We start from the raw sequence: 20,187 nt of genomic DNA on the forward strand, positions 1-20,187 counted from the left end.
CTCCTAATTTAAAATATTATAATATTATAATTCTAAGTAGGAGTCTGCATATAAGACAGCTCCATTTATAACATCACAGGTTTTTATTGTCTCCATTAATCTCTTATTACAAGGATTCATTATTGCAGAGGTAAGTCCACTTTGTATTGCCATAGCTACAAAAGTTGTATCCATTATCGGTCTTATTTCCTTAGGAGCTCCGTTTGAAACATTACTCAGTCCACAGCAAGTTCTAAGGCCCATTTCACTTATTAACTTAATAGCCTCCAATACTTCCTTTTGTTTATCCTGCATACCCTTTATTACTAAAAATAATGGATCAAACAATAAATCTGTAGGTTCCATTCCAAGGCCCATTGCCTTTTCAAGCATTTCTGTACAATATGCTATTCTTTCATCATTATCTTTTGTAATACCTTCTTTGGCGCAAAGTGCTATGCTGATAGCATCATATTCTGCAGCCAAATCTATATTTCCTATTCTTCCACCTGCATCTGCAGAATTTATTATAGGCTTTCCCTTTTCCCTGTTATAAACTTTAAGCCCTGCCTCTATAGCTTTCTTATTTGTTGTGTCAAGTGCCAATGGGACATTGTCAAATTCATTTTGAAGAGCTTTAACACCCCACTGCATTATTTCTTCTCCATCTTTTCCTGCTGGCCCTATGTTAAAATCCAGATAATTAGCTCCTGCATCCAATTGTTCTTTTGCTCTTTTAAATATTGGTTCAGGATTTCTCTCTTCAATAGCCTTCCTTATAGTTGGAGATATGCAGTGAATTCTTTCACCTATGATCATAAATTTATCCATGTTCAGATGACCTCCTATTTCCCTTAATTATTAATTTTATATTTTCGGCTGATAAATCAAATATTTTTTAATTTATCAGCCGTATTTCATTTTAATCAGTGATAATTTTTATTTTGCGGTTAATTCTTTCAATAACTTAGGAATATACATAGCTTCTGTAGTACCAACTACTATGTTCCAATCCGGAAGTTCTTCTTCTAATTCACCCTTTAAAACTGCAACTTTTCCTGGAATTATAAGAGTTCTGTTTTTAGTCTTCTCTGTTATTCCACTCTTCTTTACCATGTCGGCTATTACACTTCCGGTAAACTTACCTGCAGCCCATGACGTAAGAACTGAATATCCACCTGCATCAGGTATAACCATCCATACTGGAACTTTAGATCTTTCAACTTCACCCGAAACTGTGAAGTAAGTTAATGCAAAGTCAACGGTACACATTACAGGTGAGTTGTCATCTGCTTCATTGAATCCATATACACCAACTTCAACCCTCATTGGTTTTTGTGGATCCGTAAATATGTTTTGCCTAATACCATAAAGAGGAAGTGCCCTTGCATAGTCCATATCATTTAAAACAAGTAATGAACCATATTTCATGGTAAATAATGTAGATAAAGCTATTTCAATAAATTTATCATCTTTTGCAAGCTCATCCAAAAACAGTATTGAAGGATATCCAAAAGTCCTATCCTGTCCTTGAAGATTTATTCGTCTTATCTGAACTGTATTTTCAAAAGCTTCTTTAATGGATTTTGCTCCTGGATCCAATACTAAATTCTTATATCCTAATTTTTGAATTTGCTCTACTAATGTGTAGAGTGCTTCCAATCCATCTGCTTTTACACCTAATGCTATTTTATCTGCCTTTGCCAATTCAACCATTTCATTAAAATTATCTTTATTAACTCCATAAATCAGTGGATTTTCATCTTTAACCAGGGGCAGAGCCTCTTTAATAACTGCCGGATCTTCGCAGACCAAAACATAAGCTACTTTTAATCCACTGGATTTTATTTTATTTATTAAGGAAAGATATTTATCTTTATTTCCAGTGTATTTCAATGCCACAAATTCAGCTTTCATTTCTTCACCGATTCTAATATAATTTACATCTTTTATATGCTGAATTTTAGTATCTATTTGTGCATCTTCCATATCATCAGAAAAAGCAACTGCAAACCTGTTTCTATTTACAAAAGTTTTCTCATGACGGAAAAGAACAGTTTCTCCACCTAGTTTATATTCAGTATCTCCTTTACCAAGAGTTATTGTCTTCATAAGCGGTGCAGTAGCCTCTGCCAATTTTTCTATTGACTCATCACTCATATGAGGACATTTTCCTATTTCTGCAGCTCCCGAAGCCACTTTCATTGAAAAAGCCAAGCAAGTGGGAAAACCACAATCCTTACAATTCTTTTTTGGTGTTAACTTAAATATATTTAATCCTGTTAAAGCCATTTTTTACCCTCCTTATTTAATCCCATTGTAAACTTCATTAAGCTAGTAACTCTTTAATAAATTTTTTGATTACTTCTACAGATTTCGGATGACGAAGTATTACAGCATTGCTTCCTGATGCTAATATTCCAGTTGCCGTTGAAACTTCCATTGAAATTCCCCTGTCCTCCTGATTTCCCCATTGTGGTGAATCTGCTTCAGGTTCTACTGCTTCTTTCACCTTCCATGTTTCAAAAGAAACTGGACTTATAATAGGTACTTGAAGAGTTTTATCATTTTGGCTAAGTGCTGCAAGTTTTACCCTATCTAAGGTTGATATTACATACTCATAACCGTATCCACCTGCTGAGCATCCTACATTGTCTACAAATTTTTCATTTGAAACTCCAAGTTGATTTATTAAAATATTTATCTGCTTTGCAAGATTTATATCAACTGAGGATTCGGCTACAACTTTGTCATTATAAGCTAATGCTCCTGCAGCTGCTATTGTCTTATAGTTGTCCTCTACTGCTGACATCAAAAGTATATTATGTCCTTCAGTTTCCTGGGCAATCTTCTCAAATAATTTGGCATCTTTCTCATGATTTCCTGTACCTGCCACTACTAAAGGTGTCTTTATGGCTTCAACTACTGATTTAACTGTCTTTGCGCAATCCTCTGGTGATGCATCAGCACCGTTTGGATCAGCACTTATAAGCCTTAAGCATATAAAATCCGGACTATATTTATCTTCTACAAACTTTGCCCATTTAGCTGGATCTTTAGCAACCTCCTTATAAAGATCTTTTAAAGTATCTATCCAATCTTCTGGATATACATCTGAAATTTCCATTCCCACTCTTGGAGGATTTCCTGTATTTCCATCAAAAGTATAAAATGGTAATACAGATTCCCCTCCTAATTTTAACGCTTTTTCTCCTGTTCCAATTTCAACTTCGCCAATTTTACCTGAAAATTTTTGTGTTGGTTTTTTGAACATAATGTATGCCTCCTTAAAATTAATTTTTCAACTTAATTTTTGACAGTATTTCATTTAATGCATTCCTACATGATGAACTCTCTGGAAGTTCTATTAATGGTTTTCCATCTGAATCATAGTTATAAACCATAGGATCCATTGGCACAACTCCTATTAAATCCAGATCCTGTTTTTTTATTTCCTCTTCTATTCCTGAATTCAATTTGCCTTCTGGAGCTCTATTTACTATAAGATAAATTTGTTCAACCTTTAATTTCAATTCAGCAACAAGCTGTTTTATTCTTCCAACAGCTTGTATACCCCTTCTGGAACAATCGCTTATTAAAAATAGAGTATCAATAGGATCTATAAGCTTTCTGCTCAAATGTTCCATTCCAGCTTCATTATCAACTACTATATATTTGTAATTACCTGAAAGTGAATCCACCTGTGCCTTAAGTATTCCATTTACATAACAATAACATCCTGGTCCCTGGGATCTTCCCATAACGATCAAATCATAACCATTACTTTCAGTTACTGAAGCATTTAGTTTATATTTTAAATAATCTGCTTTCATCATCCCTGCCGGAAAGCTATCTCCTGCAAGTGACCTTCTGTTTACATCTTCTTTTATTTGTCCAATAGTTTCTTCAATTTCTGTTCCAAGTACTTCATTTAAATTAGAATTGGCATCAGCATCCACGGCCAGAATAGGTCCTTCACCCTTTTTTATTAAATAATCTATTAAAAGACCCGTTAAAGTAGTTTTGCCAGTTCCACCTTTTCCCGCTACAGCTATTTTGTATCCCATAGTACAACCTCCTTATATTGCTATGTTTAAAAGACTACCCCAGCATTTCATTATAAAAAGCCTATCATAAAGTTCTATGCCTTTTATGTAGAAAATATATATTTACGTGCATAGGGCGCAAAACCCTATGCACACTAAATAATCAAAACTATAAGATTAATTTTCGTCTTATATCACGTAATTTAATCAACAGAATGAACACATTGATTATGAACATCATGTAGTGCTTCCATTATACCTTCAGATAAAGTTGGATGAGGATGAATGACTTCTCCTACCTGTTCTGCAGTTAAGCCCAGTTCACAGGCAACCGTAAGTTCACCAATCATATCTGTAGCACGATCTCCTACTATGGCAGCTCCAATTATCACATCTTTTTCATCTGTTATAACTTTTACAAATCCTTGGAATTTGCCCATAGCCTGAGCTTTTCCAAGACCTCTAAAGTCAAATTTGCCAATTTTATAATCTATTCCCTTTTCTTTTGCTTCACTTTCCTTCATTCCCACAGATGCCACTTCAGGTTCTACAAATATACAACCTGGAACAGCTTTATAGCTCATTTTCTTTTTCTTGCCCAATACTGCATTTTGTACAGCTACAATGCCTTCTCTAGAAGCTACATGTGCAAGAGCAGCACTGGCAAGTAAATCACCTATGGCATAAATACCTTCTACATTAGTTTCCAAATATTCATCCACAAGTATTCTTCCTTTTTCATCAGTTTTAACTCCTACATTGTCTAATCCTAATCCATCAGCATATGCCCTTCTTCCTACAGCTATAAGCATGGTCTCTGCCTCTAAAACCTTCCCGCTTTTCAATGAAGCAGTTACACCATTATCTTTAACTTCTACATTGGATATGCCATCACCTACAAAGTATTTTATTTTTTTCTGTTTAAAAGTTCTCTGAAGCTGTTTTGCCACATCCTCATCTTCAAGTGGTGCCAGATGTGGAAGCATCTCAACTATTTTAACTTCAGTTCCCATACTGTGGAGAAAATATCCTATCTCACAGCCTATAGGACCTCCCCCCACTATGATCATTGACTTTGGAAGTTTATCTAAATTTAGTACTTCATCAGAAGTTATAACTTTTTTGCCATCATATTTGAAAAATTTCGGTGCAACAGGCACAGAACCTGTAGCAAGTATGATCTTATCTGCCTTTATGGATTCTTTAGACCCATCTTCTTTATCAACCTCTACCTCATTGCTATTTACAATTTTCCCTGTTCCTCTTACAAGCTTTACCCCTCTATGTTCAAATATAAATTCTATTCCCTTTACAAGCTGATCCACCACTTTATTTTTTCTTTTCATAATGGCATCAAAATCAACTTTTACATCACCTTCAAAACTAATCCCAAATTTGGATGCCTCTTTCACTGAACTTAAAACATCAGAAGAAGCTAAAAGTGCTTTTGTAGGTATACATCCCACATTTAAACAAGTTCCTCCCACATATTTCTTTTCAACTACAGTCACATCTGCTCCTAAAATAGCGGCTTGTACAGCAGCTACATATCCTCCAGGTCCTCCTCCAATTACAACTAATTTCATTATATTCGCTCCCCCTATTTTATAATCCTGCCTCGTCTAATATCAATGGCACATTTTCTTCCGCACCAATTGCCATTATATGAACTCCGTCATAAAGTCCTTCTTCCTTTATCAGACTTATAAACTCTCCCGCTATTTTTATTCCCTCTTTAACCTTATTTTCAGCATTTTTCATTCTGTCAATAAGCTCATCCGGCACAAATATTCCAGGTACATTTTTATTCATGTACTTAGCCATACCAGCGGATTTCAAAGGTATTATACCAATCATAATTTTGGCATTCAAATCTTTAGTCTTCTCTTTAAATTCTCTTAAAGTATCTATATCATAAACAGCTTGAGTTTGGAAAAATTTAGCTCCAGCTTTGATTTTCTTTTTCATCTTTATAATCTGAAGCTCCAGTGGTTCATATTTAGGAGTAACACAGGCCCCTAAATAAAATTTAGGAACTCCATTTAAATCATTTCCACTCATATCTTTTCCACCAGCTAAAGCGCTAGCCACTTGTAATATACCTACACTGTCAAGATCATAAACCGGTTTTGCTCCTGGATGATCTCCTGTGCCAGTATAATCTCCTGTAAGTGCTAAAACATTTTCTATTCCAAAAACACCTGCAGATAAAAGTTCTCCTTGAATTGCTATCCTATTTCTATCTCTTCCTGTTATTTGAAGTACAGGTTCTAATCCTGCATCCTTTAATACTTTACAAGTAGCCAAAGATGTTGCTTTTAATGTAGCAGATTGAAAATCTGTAACATTCACTCCATGAACTCTTCCCTTTACACTCTTGGCACACTCAATTAAATGAGAAAGATCCGTTCCCTTGGGAGGTGCCATTTCAGCTGTAACTGCAAAATCACCTTTTTTAAAAGCTTCTTCTAATAAGCCCATTTTTAAATCCTCCTTTTGATTATTACTTAGCTCTTAAGTTTATTTTTCTAGGATGTGAACTTATTTGATAATCTCTTGGTTCTCTTAACTTTTCCAGACTATCAAGCTGCCCTAATTCCTTTAACCTATTGTATATTAATATCCAAGCACAATCATTTTCAGGATCCACCTCACATTTACCCTCTCTTGCACCACCGCAAGGACCATTTAAAAGTCCTTTCGCACACATGGTAATTGGGCATATCCCTCCAGTCCATCCAAGCTGACAACTTCCACAGGCCTTACAGGCTTCTGAATACTGTCCTACTCTTTCTACTTCACCTATAAACATAGTATTGTTGCCCGGATAAACAGGAATATCTACCAACTTGGCTACAGTCTGTGTTCCATCTCCACAAGCCAGGGATAAAATCGCATCTGCTTCTTTTAGTTCAGCTTTTAAGGATTTTAAATCTTTCCTTGTTTTCAAAAGGTTACAGGAAGGATCAAGTATTTTATACCCTAAAACTTTTTTACCATTTTCCTCTAGCTTAGCTTTCATTTCCAACACTTCATCTTCTCCACCTACTTTACAAGTAGAGGCACACAGCGAACATCCTGTGATTATTACTTTTTGACTGTCTTTAAGATAATCCAATAACTCCTCAAAAGGTTTTTTTTCTGAAATAATCATATTTACTCCTCCATTTATTTCAAAGGCCTATAAGTTATTTTGCAATTTGCAGGCTTTTATAATATGCTGTGCCAATATAGAAGAAGTTACTGAACCTACTCCCGCCGGCACCGGTGTAATCATTGAAGCTTTTGATTCACAATCTTCAGTATCTACATCTCCACAAATCTTTCCATTTTCGTCTACATTTATTCCCACATCTATGACTACAGCACCATCTTTTACATACTTTGAATTTATCATTTTGGCTTTTCCTATACCTACTACAAGTATATCTGCTTCCGAACAAACCTTTGGCATATCTACAGTTTTCGAATGACATATTGTAACTGTAGAATTCTCATTTAAAAGCAACATTGACATGGGTTTTCCAACTATCATGGATCTTCCAATTATGACTGCATGTTTTCCCTGCATAGGTATTTTATAATGTTTTAATATTTCTATAACTGCCGATGGAGTACAGGGTGCGAATCCTGTTTTATCTTTTTCCATCACTTTGGCTACATTTACAGGACTAAAACAATCCATATCTTTCTCGGGTGCGATTATATATTTTATAACATTCTCATCTAGTTGTTTTGGAAAAGGTCTAAACACCATTATTCCATTTACACTATTATCTTCATTTACCTTTTTTAATTCTTCGATAAATTTGTCTTGTGCTATGTCTTCAGGTAATTCTTTAACAACTGCTTCTATTCCAATTTTGCTGCATCTTTTTAAAGCTCCTCTTTCATAAGCAAGGTCACTTCCGTTTGCTCCAACCCTCACTATTGTAAGTTTCGGAGTAATACCCTTTACCTTTAAATTTTCAACTTCTTTGGTTAAAGTTTGACTTATGGCATCTGCCACCGGTTTACCTTTAATTATTTGACCCATACTTATAATCTCCTTCACATTTAAAATTAGCTGCATATCAAACTAGAATTAATTTATAAATACCTTCGTAAGAAATATAATATTTCTTACGAAGTATTATATTTCTTACTTACAAAGTATATCTACAACTTTTTTATACACTCTATCAGCAATTTTAATACCTTCCTCAACTAAAGGCTCAGTTTCAGATTTTATTTTCTTCACGTACTCTTCGTCCTTAATAGAATTTATGTTTATTATTACATTGAGCTGTGCTCCAATAATAGCAGCTTTTAAACACTGAACTCCAACTCCCACATCACTTATTGCAAGTTTTGAACAGTTATCCACAAGTGCTTCATGGAGTTTAATAGCTTCATAGGTTTGTTTGACAATATTTACTGGAACGCTGCAGGCCTCTTTTAGGCATTTCTCCAAAGTCTCTGATTTCAATTTTTTCTCCTGTTCAGTTTCCTTCGGCATTCCATAAGCCTTTGAAAGTGGAAGAAAGCATTTTGCATCTTCATCCATCAGCTTTAAAAATTCACCTTGTAAATCAGTGGCCTTTTTCAATACACCTTTTACCTTTTCATCATACTCAGCATATTTTTTCTTGCCTATGGTAAGATTACATACCATACTTCCAAGTGCCATTCCTATGGCCCCTACAATTGCTGAAGCTCCACCTCCACCTGGCGTGGCAGCTTTAGATGCAAGAACCTCTACAAAATCCGTGCAGCTTTTATCTGCTAATTTCATATTGTTTCCCCCTAAAATGAACTAGAATAATCCACTTATTACTCCATTTTCATCTACATCTATTTTTTCAGCAGATGGAACTTTTCCAAGCCCTGGCATCTTCATTATTGAGCCAGTTACTGCAACTACAAAACCTGCTCCTGCTGAAATTGTGACCTGTCTTACTGTAATTTTAAATCCAGTTGGCCTTCCAAGTTTAGTTTGATCGTCAGTAAGAGAATATTGAGTTTTAGCTATACAAACTGGAGTTTGTCCAAATCCTAATTTCTCCAATTCATCAATTTCCTTTTCTGCCTGGTTTGTAAAATTAACATCATCAGCACCATATATCTTTTGAGCTATGGTTCTTATCTTATCTCTAATTGGTAATTTTTCATCATAGGAAAACTGGAATTCATTTTTACCATTTTCTATAAGATTCAACACTTCTTTTGCAACTTCTATTCCACCTTTGCCGCCTTTTGCCCATACTTCTGACAGTTTAACATTTACACCTAATTCCTTGCACTTATCTTCTACTAATTTAAGTTCAGCTTTTGTATCCGTTGGGAATGCGTTTAATGCAACCACTGCAGGCAATTTATATACCTTAGTTATATTTTCTACATGTTTTAACAGATTAGGGAGTCCCTTTTCAAGAGCTTCTAAGTTTTCATTATTTAATTCAGCTTTTGGAACTCCGCCGTTATATTTTAACGCCCTCACTGTAGCAACTATTATTACTGCATCTGGTTTTAATCCTGCCATTCTACATTTGATATCAAGGAATTTTTCAGCTCCAAGGTCTGCACCGAATCCTGCCTCCGTAACTACATAATCACCGAAATGCAGTGCCATTCTAGTAGCCATTATTGAATTACATCCATGAGCTATATTTGCAAATGGTCCACCATGTACAAATGCAGGTGTTCCTTCAAGAGTTTGAACTAAATTTGGCTTTAATGCATCTTTAAGAAGTGCTGCCATAGCTCCTTCAGCCTTTAAATCATGAGCCGTTACAGGTTTGCCATCTCTGGTGTACCCTATGACTATTTTAGCAATTCTGTTTTTTAAATCAATTATATTACTTGACAGGCAGAATATAGCCATTATTTCTGAAGCAACTGTTATATCAAATCCATCTTCTCTAGGTGTACCATTGGCTTTACCGCCCAATCCATCTACAACAAATCTAAGTTGTCTGTCATTCATATCCACACATCTTCTCCAAGAAATTCTTCTTGGGTCTATGTTAAGCTTATTACCTTGATATATATGATTGTCTATCATTGCTGCCAGTAAATTGTTGGCAGCAGTCAATGCATGTATGTCCCCCGTAAAATGCAGGTTTATATCCTCCATAGGTACTACCTGGGCATATCCACCGCCAGCAGCTCCGCCTTTTATTCCAAATACAGGTCCCATGGATGGTTCTCTAAGTGCAACAACTACTGATTTATTAAGTTCAGCTAATGCATCTGCGACACCTATTGCTGTGGTAGTTTTTCCTTCCCCTGCCGGAGTCGGATTTATAGCCGTGCAGAGTATAAGTTTTCCATCTTTACTAGGAGTAGTCTTTAGCAGGTTATAATTCACCTTTGCCTTATACTTACCGTATAATTCAATGTCATCTTCGGAAATATCGAGCTTTTTAGCAATTTCTTTTATGTCCTCCATTTTACATTCCTGAGCTATTTCTATGTCTGATTTATAAGTCATTTAAAATACCCCCATCTCTAATTTTTGTTTTATTTTTTTTACCTCCTCTACGGTTTCATTATTGGAATCATAGGGAGATTTATTAACTCTGTCCGAACTTCCTACCGCAGCACTATAATGTATAAAGCCAAGACATTCTCTTTCATCTACATTTTCAAGTACAAATTTTTCATCCTCTTCATTTTTGATCTTATTAGCTACTAGAAATATCTTTTTTATACCAATGTCTTTAGCCAGTTTTTTTACATGCTTAAAAGTCTGTATGCTTCTTATTCCAGGTTCTACGACAACAATGAATACATCCACACCCTGAGCTGTTCCTCTTCCTAAATGTTCAATGCCAGCTTCCATGTCCATTATTACAATATCTTTATTTTGAAGGAGTAAGTGCGAAGTGAGCTTTTTCAGCAAAACATTCTCCGGGCAAAAACATCCTGTTCCACCCGTATCAACTGTTCCCATAGTTAAAAGCCTTACTCCATTATATTCTTTACAATACCTCTCCGGTATATCATCTACTTTAGGATTTATTTTAAACATTTTCCCAAACGCTCCCGGAGTAGAGTTGGTTCTCTCAGCTACTAATTTCTTCATTTCCGAAATTGGGACGATTTCTTCCGTTATTTTTTTTGGAAATCCCAAGGCCAGTGCTAAATTGGGATCAGGGTCTGCATCTACAGCCAAAACTTTATATCCTTCTTCTGCATATATTCTACTTATTATTGCTGCAAATGTAGTCTTGCCCACACCGCCCTTACCCGTTATAGCCATCTTCATTTTCATCTGTAGTCCCCCTTTTTCCACTAATTGCTTTGTCTAAATTATATTAACTATTATAAAATATTTTCTCAAAGTGATACATGATTATGCTTATGTACCACTTTGATAATATGTTTTGTATCATTTTAAGTCCCTGTAAAATTAGAACCAGTTATTAACTCGTTTTCAATATTGGCATACTAATTGCTATATTTTAAAAATATAATATTTAAATCCCTATTTTTTTACGTTTTTCATTCATTCTATTGACAATTTGCTCCACTGCTTTTTTAGGATCCGTTTCTATAAAGAATTTAGCTCCTACCCAATCCTCTATTCTATTTGTTAGTATGTCAACAACTTCTGGTCCGCCTGTTACTGGAGGAACTACTCCAAGCCAGACATCAATACCTGAAGTTACTACATAAGTACCTATTGCTACGGCTTTTTCTGACATCCATTCCGGTGCTATACCTGCAACTGGAAGATCACTCATATCAGTTCCTAAAAGATTAGCAACCCTTCCAACTAAATCTAATATACGACTTATGTCAACACAAGAACCCATATGAAGTACAGGTGGTATGTCCACAAGTTTGCATACAGTAGCTAGTCCAGGTCCTGCATATTTTGCTGCTTCTTTTTGTAATAACCCATATTTTGCTGCTGCTTGTGCTGCACAGCCTGTAACAACCACAATAACATCGTTTGCTATTAAGCCCTTTATAGTTTCAATATGACTATAATCCTGCGTAGTCTTAGGGTTATTACAGCCAACTACTGCTGCAGCTCCCCTTAATACTCCGGATACTAAAACATCGGCCAGAGGTTTTACTGTTTGCATTGGTCCTATTTCAGTATTTACGACTTTGTCCAATTTATTTAAAATTTCCTCTACACTATATCCTACAATTGCCTTTGATTTTAATTCAGGGATCATTACTTTGTCTTGATCTCTATTTTTAAAGTTTAATATTGCTTCTCTTAGAATTTTTTTAGCAGAATCCAATGGATGCTCTTCATCCAATTCGATATAAGTTGAATCTGTAATACGTGCCTTTGGTGAAGTTGTAATGAATTTAGTATGATAGGATTGTGATAATTTTGCTAGTGCCGGGAATATACACTGTACATCAACTACCAGCGCATCCACTGCTCCTGTAACTACGGCCAATTCCTGCTGCATAAAGTTTCCGGCTATTTTAATACCATGCCTCATGGAAACTTCATTTCCAGTACAGCACATTCCACACAGATTTATTCCATCCGCACCTACTGATTTAGCTAATTCTACTAACTCTGGATCTGATGATGCTTCTACTATCATTTCTGAAAGAATTGGCTCGTGTCCATGTAAAACTATATTTACAGAATTTTTTTCAAGTACTCCAAGGTTTGCTTCTGTATCCACAGAATGAGGTGTTCCATACATTATATCACTGAACTCTGTTCCCATATATGATCCAAGCCATCCATCAGTCAATGAACATCTCATGGACATTTTTATCATGCTCTCTGCATCTGCATTACATCCCATATGAGTTGAATGCATAACTGCTGCTATTTCTCTATCAACTGCTCTAGGGAATACTCCGATATTTCTCCACAGTTCTTTTCTCTTTGGTGGAAGTGATGGTGGTAAATTCACTTCTCCAAGCTGTCTACCATAATCCTCCAGTCCTGCTTTTGCAACATCATGTGCTATATCGTATTTATCTCTTCCTTCAGTTTCAACATTAAATCTCTCTGCAACTTTTTTTAATTTTTCTTCATCCTTAACCTTTATATTTCCATCTTCGCTGGTATGATACAAGCTAAGGGCTATACTTCTACCATGATCTGAATGTGCTGCTGTACCTGCTGCAACCATTCTTGCAAAATTCCTGGATACTATAACATCTGCCGTAGCTCCGCATATACCTCTGGCAATGCCTTTTCCTGGCACAGGACTTACCCTACAGGGACCCATTGCACAAGTTCTGCAGCAAACTCCTGCTGCTCCAAATCCACAAGGTACCTTTAATGCTTTCTTTCTATCCCAGGCTGTTTCAACTCCATCCTCTTTTGCTTTCTCCAACATTTGCAAAGTACTTTGATCAATTGAAATTACTTTTTCTTCCATTTTAATAATTCCCTCCTCACCAAAATAACACTTTAAATAATTATTTCTTGAATCAACTTAATTTACCTAAAGCCCTGATATTTCTATTCAAAATAATTGCATCTAAATACAATTATAGTTATAACTTTTCGTTTTCATAAAAGTATTTGTCTATACCTATGCACATCATACAGAAAAAATGTTAAAAAATAAACATATAATTTTAACAGAAATTATTATCTATAATTAATTCAACAGAAATTTTTTGTACTATTATAAAATTTCCAAATTTTATTTGTGGAATTTAGTTTAAAGATAAGAACATTTGAAAACCTTAACATTAAAATATTCAAAAGTCGATGTTATCCTAGAAAAATATTTAAAAAATTTTTTAATCACTGTTTTACCTATATATTAACACAATAATACTTGATTTGAAAAGGTGTTTTTATAAAATTCTTTAATTTTTTAAATCATTCTCAAATATGCAACACAATCCAATATTCTTCCGTAACCATTTTCATAAAAATATTATAAAATATATAGCAAATAATATTTTAAATTACCCTATGGCAGATATATCCTTAAATTTAAAATTCTATAAGATATATCTATATCAGTTTGGTATATATTTAACAAATGCTAATACAATAAAAAGACTTTTCAAAGTCTTTTTATTATTCTGGAACAATTATAACTAACTGACGTGAATTCTTGACCACTTTACTTGTAACAGATCCAACCATCCTAGCTAAACCTTTCTTAGTGGATTTAGTCATTATTATAATATTAAAATTGTCTTGAGAGGCTTTTTTCAATATTTCATCTGAAGCATAACCAAATGTAAAAAACGTATCTACTTTATAATCTTTAATTTCCTCTTTAGCTTTATCTAAGATAGACTCGCTGGCTAATTGTGCTCTGTCAACCTCATCAGTAATTATCATATCATTTACTATGACTATCTCAGTAACATTCATAAGAGTAACTTCCACTTCTTCCTTATTAAATAGCTTTTTTAGCCAATCTATTGAATGCATACTTCTTTCTGTCCCATCTAGAGGTATTAAAATTTTAATTTTTTTCATTTAGAACATCTCCTTAATTTAAAATTAATATTTTTTAATTTTTCTTGCTCTAATCAGTGACCTTTAAATTAAAATACCTTATATAACTAGTTTATATCAACTTACTGTTTATTTCTATAGAATTAATTTTAAATTATTTAAAGCTAATTTCTGACTTGAAGCTATTTTGTGGAAGCAAAGAAGATAACTAGCCTTTTCCAGTAATAATCAATTTTCATTATGTAACCAAAGCCTATATAATTCCATATATTATAATTAACTCAATTTTAAACCGTACTATATAATTTTTTCATTACAACGGAATAATACTCGAAAATGAGGAGGCAATCTTATGGCTATTTTTACAGCTTATCCAACTGATGATGTATATGTATCACAATTTTTTCCAAATACAAATTTTATCTCATCACCGGTTTTATATAGTGGAGAATATACCCAATATAATGGATGCCCGGATGCTTATGCAAGTTTACTAAAATTTGATATTACAAACTCAATACCATACGGATCTACAATATCAAATGCAAATTTATATCTTTACGTAAATAGAAAAAATAAGCTTGATTGCAAGCATCCTTGTCAATCCATAACTATTTATACTAACTTAGCTAATTTTAATGGAAATACAGTTACATGGAATAATGCACCTGATATTTCCATTACTCCATATAAAAAAATAATATCAGACGCAGATGTAGGAACTTTTATACAAATAAATATTACAAATCTAGTAGCTGATTGGCATAATAATTCTATTCCAAATAACGGTATAACCTTAGTCGGAATAGAAAATATCGTTAATAGCTTAATTGGATATGATAGCAGCAGAACTTCTAATTCGCCTTATTTATCAATAGAATATGATTGTGATTCATCATGTTCAGATTGTATTCCTTGTCCTCAAGGTCCGCAAGGCAAACCTGGTTGTCCTGGTCCTCAAGGTCCACAAGGCCCGCAAGGTAAACCTGGCTGTCCTGGCCCTCAGGGCCCGCAAGGTGATCCTGGTTGTCCTGGTCCTCAAGGCCCTCAAGGCAAACCTGGCTGCCCTGGTCCTCAAGGGTGTAAAGGCGATCCTGGTTGTTCTGGTCCTCAAGGCCCTAAGGGCTGCAAAGGCGATCCTGGTTGTTCTGGTCCTCAAGGTCCTAAGGGCTGCAAAGGCGATCCTGGTTGTCCTGGTCCTCAAGGTCCTAAGGGCTGCAAAGGCGATCCCGGCTCTCAAGGCCCGCAAGGTCCTAAGGGTTGCAAAGGTGATCCTGGTTCGCAAGGTCCTCAGGGCCCTAAGGGCTGCAAAGGTGATCCTGGCTGCCCGGGTCATCAAGGCCCTCAAGGTCCTAAGGGTTGCAAAGGTGATCCTGGTTCGCAAGGTCCGCAAGGCCCTAAGGGTTGCAAAGGTGATCCTGGTTGTTCCGGACCTCAAGGCCCACAAGGTCCGCAAGGCCCTAAGGGCTGCAAAGGCGATCCTGGTTGTTCCGGACCTCAAGGCCCGCAGGGTCCTCAAGGCCCTAAGGGTTGCAAAGGCGATCCTGGTTGTCCTGGCCCTCAAGGCCCTCAAGGTCCTCAAGGTCCTAAGGGCTGCAAAGGTGATCCTGGTTGCCCTGGTCCTCAAGGCTCTCAAGGCCCTCAAGGCCCTAAGGGTTGCAAAGGTGATCCTGGTTCGCAAGGTCCTCAGGGTCCTAAAGGTAATAAGGGTGATCCTGGCTCTCAAGGCCTTCAAGGTCCTAAAGGTGATAAGGGTGATCCTGGCTCTCAAGGCCCTCAGGGTCCTAAAGGTGACAAGGGTGATCCTGGCTCTCAAGGTCCTCAAGGTCCTAAAGGTGATAAGGGCGATCCTGGCTCTCAAGGCCCTCAAGGTAAATCTGGCTGTCCTGGCCCTCAAGGTCCTCAGGGTAAACCTGGTTGTCCTGGCCCGCAAGGCCCTAAAGGCAAACCTGGCTGTCCTGGTTCACAAGGTCCTAAAGGTGATCCCGGCTGTCCTGGCCCGCAAGGCCCTCAAGGTAAACCTGGTTGTCCCGGCTCTCAAGGTCCTAAGGGTGATCCTGGTTGTCCTGGTTCGCAAGGTCCTCAAGGTAAACCTGGCTGTCCCGGCCCTCAAGGTCCTCAAGGCAGGCCTGGTTGTCCTGGTCCGCAAGGTCCTAAAGGTGATCCCGGCTGTCCTGGTCCGCAAGGTTCCCAAGGCAGGCCTGGTTGTCCCGGTCCTCAAGGTCCTAAAGGTGATCCTGGTTGCCCCGGCCCTCAAGGTCCTAAAGGTGATCCCGGTTGCCCCGGCCCTCAAGGCCCGCAAGGCAGACCTGGCTGTCCTGGTCCGCAAGGCCCTCAAGGCAAACCTGGCTGTCCTGGTCCGCAAGGCCCTCAAGGTGACAAAGGTGATACCGGACGTGGTGCTATCATCCCATTTGCATCAAATGATCCTGCTGTACTAACTACTTTTTTAAATGGAGCAACTAATACAGTAAGCCTTATAGGATTTGGGAATTCAATCAATAACATTAATATTTATGAAGGTAAAATTTATCTTGGTGGAATTCGCAATATAGCCTTTTCCGTCCCTCGAAGTGGGACCATAACTTCAATAGCAGCATATTTCAGCGTTAGTAACACATTTTCACTGGAAACTGGTTCGGCAACTATTAAAGCACAATTGTACGGCTCAAATACACCAGATAATACTTTTGCGCCAATTCCAGGTGCCAGCGTTATACTTCCCCCTCTAACTGGTGAAATTATTGATACTATCACAAATAATATTAACTTTGATTTGAATATACCAATTGATCCACAAACCCGTTTATTAATGGTATTTTCAGTAACAACATCGGGTGTTGCCTTCAGCAGCATAATAGAAGGTTATGCAAGTGCAGGTATTACTATAGAATAACACTCACGGATGCTAATAATTAAAACTATTATAAAATTCAGTATTTATTATTAATAAATCTGCTCTTTAATTTAGGGAAGTTTGTCTTATGCAAACTTCCCTTCTAAAGAATCACTTTATTAATGATCCTTTTTCCCAAATAATTTTGTCATAAATGATTGATTTCTTTCAAGCTTTAGTTCGTCTTTAAGCTTTCTATTTTCCCCTATTAAATAGTCTACTTTTTCCTTCAAAAGCTCGTTATTTTCTTCTTTCTCATCCAGCTTATTTTGTACATTTTTTGTAATCATCTTCTGATTTAAAAATTGTCTCTTTATATCATCCATTTCTGTTTCAATATTTTTTTTAACCTCCATAAAAAAGTTTAAATTTTCCTCCAGCTTTCTTTTTTGTTCAACAATTTTAGAAATTTTATTTTCATATTCATCGACAGCATGCTTTTTCTTTTGTAAATGCATACTGAAAGAATCAATTTTCTCTTTAAGAATAATATTTTCATAGCAAATATTTTTAAATTTTTCTTTTATTTCTTCAATGCTTTCATCTTCCTGATTAGTATTTAAATTGCTATTATTTGTTTTTTGTTCTAATGATCTTATATTGTTTTCCACTAAATCCATAAATGAAGAAATACATAATCCATCTTTTTCTGTTCCATAAATTATATATGGCTGCCTGCTCTCCCTCATGTCGATAAAATTGTATATTTTAATTGGAGCTTTTAGTTCTTTATTCAAAACGACTGGCTTACTCCACTTTCCATATCTATAATTTAAGCAAAATACATTATTGCCCTCTTGCCAACATGTAAAGAGTTTATTATTTCTATAAAATATAATTGGTTCAATAGGTTTTATTTTACTTTTATAGACTTCATATTTTTTCATATAAATATTATTTTCAACACAAACATGCTCAAGAAGATACATTGTCCCTTCCTTAGTCCTATTGATTATATTAAATGTATTAGCATCGCTTGCTACCTTGAACAATATATTATCACCTTGTAGTCCGTAAAGTCTATTGTCAGAAGTCCACGAACTACCATCATATTTACAATACCCAAATGATATTTCATCTCCTCTGTCTGAAAGGAAAAAAGCATTAATGCAACCACTATCCCCTATTTGTATTTCATAGTATTTATCAACTTTATTTGATAAAACTATATGTTGGATAGTATAAAACTTTATTTCTTTTCCATCCCATATGTAATGTTTTAAAATTCCATGTTTACTATCATCAGATGCTTTAAGCAAATAAAAAAAATTTAATTTGCCACCCAGGATTATAGCATTTAGGCCTTCAATTTTAAATTGGCCCATATCTATATGATAAAGTAATTTTCCAAACCACTTACCATCTTTCATAGTGCAATATCTCATTTCATATTTTTTGTTAACATATATAATATGAATTATTTCATCTTCAATACAAGCAGCGAATTCAATTACTTCCACATCAATAAGTTTCTCTTTAGTCCATTTTCCATGATCATACATGAATTTATACATTAATACATCAGTATCATTTAAATAAACTTTCCATATATTATTATTGATATTAAATATCCATGGATATATATTTGCCATAATATCTTTCACCCCATTTTAATTATATTTTTATTAATATAATTTATAACTCATATTTAATAAAATTTTATTAAATATATCATGTTTCGATATCACAACTACGATACTCAAACATAATATATAATGTAAGACGATATAACCTTTTCTATATAAGTCATGCAGTTTTTTACATTAGTAAAGAACAGGACATAAAAAATTTACAAATAAAGAATGACGGCTTTATAAATCATCCGTGAAAATATTAAGTTACTCCATTTTATTAAAACAAAATATGTTTTTCCTCCCTATGAGTTATTTATATTGTGTAGTGCCAATTTATTTTCTCAGAGCGGAGAAAAATATAAAGTCCTAAAGGTGAAAAGCTAAGTAAACCAATGCCTACGGTATACCGCAGACAGTTAAATTATAATATTTAAAAGGAGGAAAATCTATGTCCATAAATTTTAATAAATTTGTGCCGCGTCCAGGCCTGGTAAATAAGCAAGGGCATTTGCCAGATCCTTCAGAATTAGTTTGTGTAGAAATTCCTAAAGTTTTTGATCAATGTTTGATTAAAAGATGTATTTCTTATAATGAAGGGCCTGACACAAATACAACAGATTATGAATTGAGAAGCAATCCACTGGATAATCCAAAAATATACATCGGCTGTAGAGATTTTAAAATTACATTGACATCATTAGAAAAAATACCTCTTTCATGTGAGGATGGTTTTAAAAAATTAATTATTTGCTACACCATTTCATTTTATGCAGACTTTATTGACTGTGATGCAGTAAATAGATCTGAATTATTCGAAATTAACAGACAAGATGTGATTGGCAAGTTTTATTGTCCAGATTCATTATCCAAAGCATCTGCCAATCAACTAATTTCTAATGGCTCAAAAAATGATGATGAAAATATCATAAAACTTGAAATGGTAGCTGATGTACTTCAGGCTGTATTACATGAAGATGAAAATAATTGCAAAGTTTTGGATATTACTTTAGGATATTATATAATTGTAAAATGTGAACTTATAGTACAGCTTCTTATGCCTGCTTATGATTATTGTCCAATTCCTAAAGAACCATGCCAACCTGAGCCTGAAGAAAATGTATGTGATAAATTTAATAGATCACCAATTCCGAAGTTTTATCCAGATCAAAATCTGACTCCACTGTTTCCTGATTGTGATTGTGAATCAGATTATAAACCGGATTGTAAGTCAGAACCCGAAGACGACACTAGATGCAACAATTGATTAAACGCAACAATATATTTAAATTTAAC

Annotated in this window: 17 protein-coding genes and 1 pseudogene; 4 read left to right on the forward strand and 14 right to left on the reverse strand. The window is 35.3% G+C overall.

The window, feature by feature from the left end; genetic code table 11:
• Window positions 1-24 precede the first annotated feature (24 nt).
• From acsE to AB8U03_RS06270, 13 genes are all read right to left on the reverse strand, one after another.
• Window positions 25-810 carry a carbon monoxide dehydrogenase/acetyl-CoA synthase methytransferase subunit gene (acsE, locus tag AB8U03_RS06210; protein WP_369703680.1) on the reverse strand — a complete coding sequence of 262 codons (786 nt, stop codon included), beginning with the start codon at window positions 808-810 and terminating at the stop codon, window positions 25-27.
• A 108-nt stretch (window positions 811-918) separates the two neighbouring features.
• Entirely contained in the window at window positions 919-2,271 is a 1,353-nt protein-coding gene (gene acsC, locus AB8U03_RS06215) for an acetyl-CoA decarbonylase/synthase complex subunit gamma (RefSeq protein ID WP_369703681.1), read from the reverse strand.
• A 37-nt stretch (window positions 2,272-2,308) separates the two neighbouring features.
• The gene (gene acsD / locus AB8U03_RS06220; RefSeq protein WP_369703682.1) at window positions 2,309-3,253 is read right to left on the reverse strand and encodes an acetyl-CoA decarbonylase/synthase complex subunit delta; all 945 of its coding nucleotides are present in this window, start codon (window positions 3,251-3,253) and stop codon (window positions 2,309-2,311) included.
• A 19-nt stretch (window positions 3,254-3,272) separates the two neighbouring features.
• Window positions 3,273-4,046, reverse strand: coding sequence for an ATP-binding protein (locus AB8U03_RS06225; protein ID WP_369703683.1), 774 nt, complete (start codon window positions 4,044-4,046; stop codon window positions 3,273-3,275).
• Window positions 4,047-4,228: 182 nt separating this feature from the next.
• Complete coding sequence (lpdA, locus tag AB8U03_RS06230) at window positions 4,229-5,611, reverse strand: dihydrolipoyl dehydrogenase (protein WP_369703684.1); 1,383 nt, start codon at window positions 5,609-5,611, stop codon at window positions 4,229-4,231.
• A 19-nt stretch (window positions 5,612-5,630) separates the two neighbouring features.
• Window positions 5,631-6,506 carry a methylenetetrahydrofolate reductase gene (locus tag AB8U03_RS06235; RefSeq protein WP_369703685.1) on the reverse strand — a complete coding sequence of 292 codons (876 nt, stop codon included), beginning with the start codon at window positions 6,504-6,506 and terminating at the stop codon, window positions 5,631-5,633.
• A gap of 22 nt (window positions 6,507-6,528) precedes the next feature.
• Complete coding sequence (locus AB8U03_RS06240) at window positions 6,529-7,179, reverse strand: methylenetetrahydrofolate reductase C-terminal domain-containing protein (protein ID WP_369703686.1); 651 nt, start codon at window positions 7,177-7,179, stop codon at window positions 6,529-6,531.
• Window positions 7,180-7,206: 27 nt separating this feature from the next.
• The gene (locus AB8U03_RS06245; protein WP_369703687.1) at window positions 7,207-8,061 is read right to left on the reverse strand and encodes a bifunctional 5,10-methylenetetrahydrofolate dehydrogenase/5,10-methenyltetrahydrofolate cyclohydrolase; all 855 of its coding nucleotides are present in this window, start codon (window positions 8,059-8,061) and stop codon (window positions 7,207-7,209) included.
• A gap of 105 nt (window positions 8,062-8,166) precedes the next feature.
• A complete protein-coding gene (locus AB8U03_RS06250; protein ID WP_369703688.1) occupies window positions 8,167-8,799 on the reverse strand; it encodes a cyclodeaminase/cyclohydrolase family protein in 633 nt (210 codons plus the stop codon).
• A gap of 21 nt (window positions 8,800-8,820) precedes the next feature.
• The gene (locus AB8U03_RS06255; protein ID WP_369703689.1) at window positions 8,821-10,497 is read right to left on the reverse strand and encodes a formate--tetrahydrofolate ligase; all 1,677 of its coding nucleotides are present in this window, start codon (window positions 10,495-10,497) and stop codon (window positions 8,821-8,823) included.
• Window positions 10,498-11,274, reverse strand: coding sequence for an ATP-binding protein (locus tag AB8U03_RS06260; RefSeq protein WP_369703736.1), 777 nt, complete (start codon window positions 11,272-11,274; stop codon window positions 10,498-10,500).
• Window positions 11,275-11,485: 211 nt separating this feature from the next.
• Window positions 11,486-13,378, reverse strand: a complete 1,893-nt coding sequence (cooS, locus tag AB8U03_RS06265; protein ID WP_369703690.1) for an anaerobic carbon-monoxide dehydrogenase catalytic subunit — start codon at window positions 13,376-13,378, stop codon at window positions 11,486-11,488.
• Between the two features lie 656 nt (window positions 13,379-14,034).
• Window positions 14,035-14,445, reverse strand: a complete 411-nt coding sequence (locus AB8U03_RS06270; protein WP_369703691.1) for a universal stress protein — start codon at window positions 14,443-14,445, stop codon at window positions 14,035-14,037.
• 331 nt (window positions 14,446-14,776) lie between these two features.
• Here AB8U03_RS06270 and AB8U03_RS06275 point away from each other — a divergent pair.
• The 3 genes and pseudogenes from AB8U03_RS06275 to AB8U03_RS06285 all read left to right on the forward strand — a co-directional run.
• Window positions 14,777-15,292: pseudogene (locus AB8U03_RS06275) on the forward strand (DNRLRE domain-containing protein); the annotation flags it as partial.
• A 13-nt stretch (window positions 15,293-15,305) separates the two neighbouring features.
• Entirely contained in the window at window positions 15,306-16,865 is a 1,560-nt protein-coding gene (locus tag AB8U03_RS06280; RefSeq protein WP_369703739.1) for a hypothetical protein, read from the forward strand.
• Window positions 16,832-17,320 (forward strand): exosporium glycoprotein BclB-related protein, encoded by a 489-nt coding sequence (locus tag AB8U03_RS06285; RefSeq protein ID WP_369703737.1) that lies wholly within the window; start codon window positions 16,832-16,834, stop codon window positions 17,318-17,320. The genes AB8U03_RS06280 and AB8U03_RS06285 overlap by 34 nt, the downstream gene beginning before the upstream one ends.
• A gap of 119 nt (window positions 17,321-17,439) precedes the next feature.
• Here the strand turns inward: AB8U03_RS06285 and AB8U03_RS06290 are convergent, their stop codons facing one another.
• Window positions 17,440-18,912, reverse strand: coding sequence for a hypothetical protein (locus AB8U03_RS06290; protein ID WP_369703692.1), 1,473 nt, complete (start codon window positions 18,910-18,912; stop codon window positions 17,440-17,442).
• Between the two features lie 430 nt (window positions 18,913-19,342).
• On the opposite strand from AB8U03_RS06290, the gene AB8U03_RS06295 reads away from it, so the two are divergent.
• A complete protein-coding gene (locus AB8U03_RS06295; protein ID WP_369703693.1) occupies window positions 19,343-20,158 on the forward strand; it encodes a hypothetical protein in 816 nt (271 codons plus the stop codon).
• Window positions 20,159-20,187 lie beyond the last annotated feature (29 nt).

The sequence above is a fragment of the Clostridium moutaii genome (genome assembly GCF_041205085.1).
GTDB lineage: Bacteria > Bacillota > Clostridia > Clostridiales > Clostridiaceae > Clostridium_B > Clostridium_B moutaii.

Coding starts and splice junctions, on each gene's coding strand:
- acsE (WP_369703680.1), bottom strand. CDS start 810: ATGGATAAATTTATGATCATAGGTGAAAGAATTCACTGCATATCTCCA.
- acsC (WP_369703681.1), bottom strand. CDS start 2,271: ATGGCTTTAACAGGATTAAATATATTTAAGTTAACACCAAAAAAGAAT.
- acsD (WP_369703682.1), bottom strand. CDS start 3,253: ATGTTCAAAAAACCAACACAAAAATTTTCAGGTAAAATTGGCGAAGTT.
- AB8U03_RS06225 (WP_369703683.1), bottom strand. CDS start 4,046: ATGGGATACAAAATAGCTGTAGCGGGAAAAGGTGGAACTGGCAAAACT.
- lpdA (WP_369703684.1), bottom strand. CDS start 5,611: ATGAAATTAGTTGTAATTGGAGGAGGACCTGGAGGATATGTAGCTGCT.
- AB8U03_RS06235 (WP_369703685.1), bottom strand. CDS start 6,506: ATGGGCTTATTAGAAGAAGCTTTTAAAAAAGGTGATTTTGCAGTTACA.
- AB8U03_RS06240 (WP_369703686.1), bottom strand. CDS start 7,179: ATGATTATTTCAGAAAAAAAACCTTTTGAGGAGTTATTGGATTATCTT.
- AB8U03_RS06245 (WP_369703687.1), bottom strand. CDS start 8,061: ATGGGTCAAATAATTAAAGGTAAACCGGTGGCAGATGCCATAAGTCAA.
- AB8U03_RS06250 (WP_369703688.1), bottom strand. CDS start 8,799: ATGAAATTAGCAGATAAAAGCTGCACGGATTTTGTAGAGGTTCTTGCA.
- AB8U03_RS06255 (WP_369703689.1), bottom strand. CDS start 10,497: ATGACTTATAAATCAGACATAGAAATAGCTCAGGAATGTAAAATGGAG.
- AB8U03_RS06260 (WP_369703736.1), bottom strand. CDS start 11,274: ATGAAGATGGCTATAACGGGTAAGGGCGGTGTGGGCAAGACTACATTT.
- cooS (WP_369703690.1), bottom strand. CDS start 13,378: ATGGAAGAAAAAGTAATTTCAATTGATCAAAGTACTTTGCAAATGTTG.
- AB8U03_RS06270 (WP_369703691.1), bottom strand. CDS start 14,445: ATGAAAAAAATTAAAATTTTAATACCTCTAGATGGGACAGAAAGAAGT.
- AB8U03_RS06280 (WP_369703739.1), top strand. CDS start 15,306: ATGATTGTGATTCATCATGTTCAGATTGTATTCCTTGTCCTCAAGGTC.
- AB8U03_RS06290 (WP_369703692.1), bottom strand. CDS start 18,912: ATGGCAAATATATATCCATGGATATTTAATATCAATAATAATATATGG.
- AB8U03_RS06295 (WP_369703693.1), top strand. CDS start 19,343: ATGTCCATAAATTTTAATAAATTTGTGCCGCGTCCAGGCCTGGTAAAT.